General features: G+C 63.6%; 3 protein-coding genes. All 3 read right to left on the reverse strand.

Annotated features, from left to right (window positions below):
* Positions 1-243 precede the first annotated feature (243 nt).
* The 3 genes from GPA21_RS19575 to GPA21_RS19585 all read right to left on the reverse strand — a co-directional run bounded on the left by GPA21_RS19575 (position 244) and on the right by GPA21_RS19585 (position 3,319).
* Positions 244-846 (reverse strand): 2-hydroxychromene-2-carboxylate isomerase, encoded by a 603-nt coding sequence (locus tag GPA21_RS19575; protein WP_168989750.1) that lies wholly within the window; start codon positions 844-846, stop codon positions 244-246.
* A gap of 113 nt (positions 847-959) precedes the next feature.
* Positions 960-2,093, reverse strand: coding sequence for an acyl-CoA dehydrogenase (locus GPA21_RS19580; RefSeq protein ID WP_168989751.1), 1,134 nt, complete (start codon positions 2,091-2,093; stop codon positions 960-962).
* 35 nt (positions 2,094-2,128) lie between these two features.
* Positions 2,129-3,319: an acetyl-CoA C-acetyltransferase gene (locus GPA21_RS19585; RefSeq protein ID WP_168989752.1), complete on the reverse strand. Its 1,191-nt coding sequence runs from the start codon at positions 3,317-3,319 to the stop codon at positions 2,129-2,131.
* Between the last annotated feature and the right edge of the window lie 102 nt (positions 3,320-3,421).

The raw sequence follows: 3,421 nt of genomic DNA on the forward strand, positions 1-3,421 counted from the left end.
CCGTGTGGCAGGCGGCGACATATTCCGAGACTGATAGCCCAACCCCTAACGGAACGACGCACAGATCGAGAATGACTTTCATGGTTCAAACCTCGTATTACGTGGCTGGTGTGCCATTGTCGCTGGCCAAGGGGCACGGAAGAACGTCGTCACGCTCGCGGCGGCAAGCACATTGCCGGAAGCGGCGAACTGGGAAGACCTCAGCGCGCCACCCGGCTGAGTCGGCGCGCTTGCGATCTGAGGTCAGAATCCGCCAGTCGCGAGCCAGCGTTCGATCTGCGGCAACCGGTCAACACCCCAGAATGGTTCCCCGTCGATGACGACGTACGGCGAGCCGAACACACCACGCGCAATCGCTGCGTCGCATTCGCCACGCAGTTTCGCCTTCAGCGCATCGTCTCCCAAGGCGGTCTCGAGGGCTACACGGTCTGCACCGAGCGAAGCCGCGACGTCGAGCACGGTTTCCGCCTTGGAGATGTCACGATTGTCCCGAAAATAGGCGCGATAGGTTTCGAGCGCAAAGCGACGCGCAAGATCGGGATCCTTCCCCTCCAACCAGTAGAAGGCACGAGCGGCATGCTGGGATGAAACCGGAAAGATATCGGGAATGCGGCAAACGAGACCCAGAAACCTCGCCGAACGTTCGAAATCACGCTTCGCGTAATCGCCCTTCATCGGTTTGGACGGCAAGGGCACGTCTCCGGTGATCTTGTACACCGCCCCGAGCAGAAAGGGGCGCCAGCGCACGCTGCGACCATGCGCGGAAGCGAGCGCATCGACCTTCTCAGCCATGAAATAGCCGTAAGGTGAAGAAAAATCGAAGTAGAAGTCGATCGGTCCGCTCATGCACGGCTCCTTGTGGAATAAAAAATGGCCTTGCGGCAGGCGCGGGGTGGAGAGGGAGGCATTCAAGGAATGACCCCGTCGCCGTCTCGACCGCAAGGCTGCTCAAAAAGTTTTTAATCCGCCAGTGCCCGTCCGATCACGAGACGCTGGATGTCGCTCGCGCCTTCGTAGATCTGGCACACGCGCACATCGCGGTAGATGCGCTCGACCGGGAAGTCGCTCACATAGCCATAGCCGCCGTGCACCTGGATGGCGTCAGAACACACTTTCTCGGCCATCTCGGACGCGAACAGCTTGGCCATCGAGGCTTCCTTGAGACAGGGGCGACCGGCGTCCTTGAGGCTGGCGGCGTGCCACACGAGTTGGCGCGCAGCTTCGAGCTGCGTGGCCATGTCGGCGAGACGGAAGTTGACCGCCTGGTGCTCGAAGATCGGTTTACCGAACGCTTCGCGCTCCTGCGCATACTTGACCGCGGCTTCGAGGGCGGCGCGTGCCATACCCAGGCACTGGGACGCGATGCCGATGCGCCCGGCTTCGAGGTTGGACAGCGCGATCTTGTAGCCCTGCCCTTCCTCGCCGACCAGCGCATCGGCCGGGATGTGGCAGTCCTCGAACAGGATTTGTGCGGTGTCGGAAGCCTTCTGGCCCATCTTCTCTTCCAGGCGGCCGACCACGTAGCCCGGGGCGTCGGCCGGTACCAGGAAGCACGAGATGCCCTTCTTGCCGGCGGTCTTGTCGGTGACCGCGAAGACGATGGCCATGTCGGCGTACTTGCCGGTGGTGATGAACTGCTTGACGCCGTTCAGTACCCATTCGTCTCCGTCCCGCACCGCTGTGGTCCGGATTGCCGAGGCATCGGAGCCGACGTGCGGTTCAGTGAGGCAGAAGCAGCCAAGCTTTTCGCCGCGTGCAAGCGGCTTGAGCCACGCATCCTTCTGCGAGATGCTGCCGAAACGGTTGAGGATGCCGCAGGGCAGTGAGTTCTGCACGCTGACGATGGTTGAAGTGGCGCCGTCACCGGCGGCGATTTCCTCCAGCGCCAACACGAGGCTCATGTAGTCCATACCGGCGCCGCCCCACTCCTCGGGCACCACCATGCCCAGCGCCCCCAGTTCGGCGAGTTCGTTCAGCGCCTCGCGTGGAAAGGTGTGGTTGCGGTCCCAGTCGGCAGCAAATGGGGCGAGCCGCTCCTGCGCGAAGGTGCGCATGGTGTCGCGGATCATCTCCTGTTCTTCGGTGAGAATCATGTGTCGTCTCCGTGTAGTGTCGGGTACGCGCCGACTCAGGCCATCTCGACCGCGACCGCGGTGGCCTCGCCACCGCCGATGCACAGGCTGGCCACACCACGTTTGCCGCCATACTGCTTGAGCGCACCCAAGAGCGTGACCAGGATGCGGGCGCCGGAGGCGCCGATCGGGTGGCCGAGCGCGCAGGCGCCGCCATGAACGTTGACCTTGTCGTGGGGCAGCTTCATCTCGTGCATCGCGGCCATGGTGACCACCGCAAAGGCTTCGTTGATCTCCCACAGATCGACATCATTGGTAGTCCAGCCCACCTTCGCAAGCAGCGCTTCCATGGCACCAACCGGCGCGGTGGTGAACCAGCGCGGTTCGCGCGCATGGGAGGCGTGACCGACGATGGTCGCAATCGGCGCAAGACCCAGGGATTCGGCTGTGGAGCGGCGCATCAGCACCAGGGCCGCGGCGCCATCGGAAATCGAGCTGGAATTGGCCGGAGTCACGGTGCCATCCTTGCGGAAGGCGGGCTTGAGGCTGCCGATCTTGTCGAGCTTGGCTTTCATCGGCTGCTCGTCCTGCTCGATGACGGTGTCGCCCTTGCGTCCGGCGACTGTCACCGGTGCGATCTCCCAGCCAAAGCGCTCTTCGGTAATCGCTCTCTGCGCACGCTCGGTGGACGCGACCGCGAAGGCGTCCTGCGCCTCGCGGGTGAAGGCGAAATGGTCTGCGCATTCCTCGGCGAAGGTGCCCATCAGCCGGCCCTTGGTCTCGGCCGAATAGCGGTCCTCGAGGCCGTCGAAGAACATGTGGTCCAGTACCTGGCCGTGTCCCAAGCGGTAGCCGCCGCGCGCCTTGGGCAGCATATAGGGAGCGTTGGACATCGACTCCATGCCGCCAGCGACCATCACGTCGTTGGTGCCGGCCATCAGCAGGTCATGGGCGAGCATCGTGGCCTTCATGCCAGAGCCGCAAACCTTGTTGATGGTGGTGCAGCCCGCTGACAACGGCAGCCCTGCGCCAAGCGCGGCCTGACGGGCCGGTGCCTGACCAACACCGGCCGGCAACACGCAGCCCATGATGACTTCCTGCACCTTCTCGGGGCTGAGACCGGCTCGCTCGACGGCTGCGCGGATCGCAACCGCGCCGAGTTCCGGGCTGGTCAGGGAGGCGAAATCGCCCTGGAAACCACCCATTGGGGTGCGAGCGGCGGAAACGATGACAATGGGGTCGGACATTTAGGGACTCCTGTGGGTATTCCGGGGTATGTTCGTTGGCATGGCGCAGAGCCGGTTGGCAATTTTTTTCCCCCCTCAGGGGGGGGGAGGCCAGGTGGGGGA

Source organism: Azoarcus taiwanensis, from assembly GCF_012910885.1.
GTDB classification, from domain to species: Bacteria; Pseudomonadota; Gammaproteobacteria; order Burkholderiales; family Rhodocyclaceae; genus Azoarcus_F; species Azoarcus_F taiwanensis.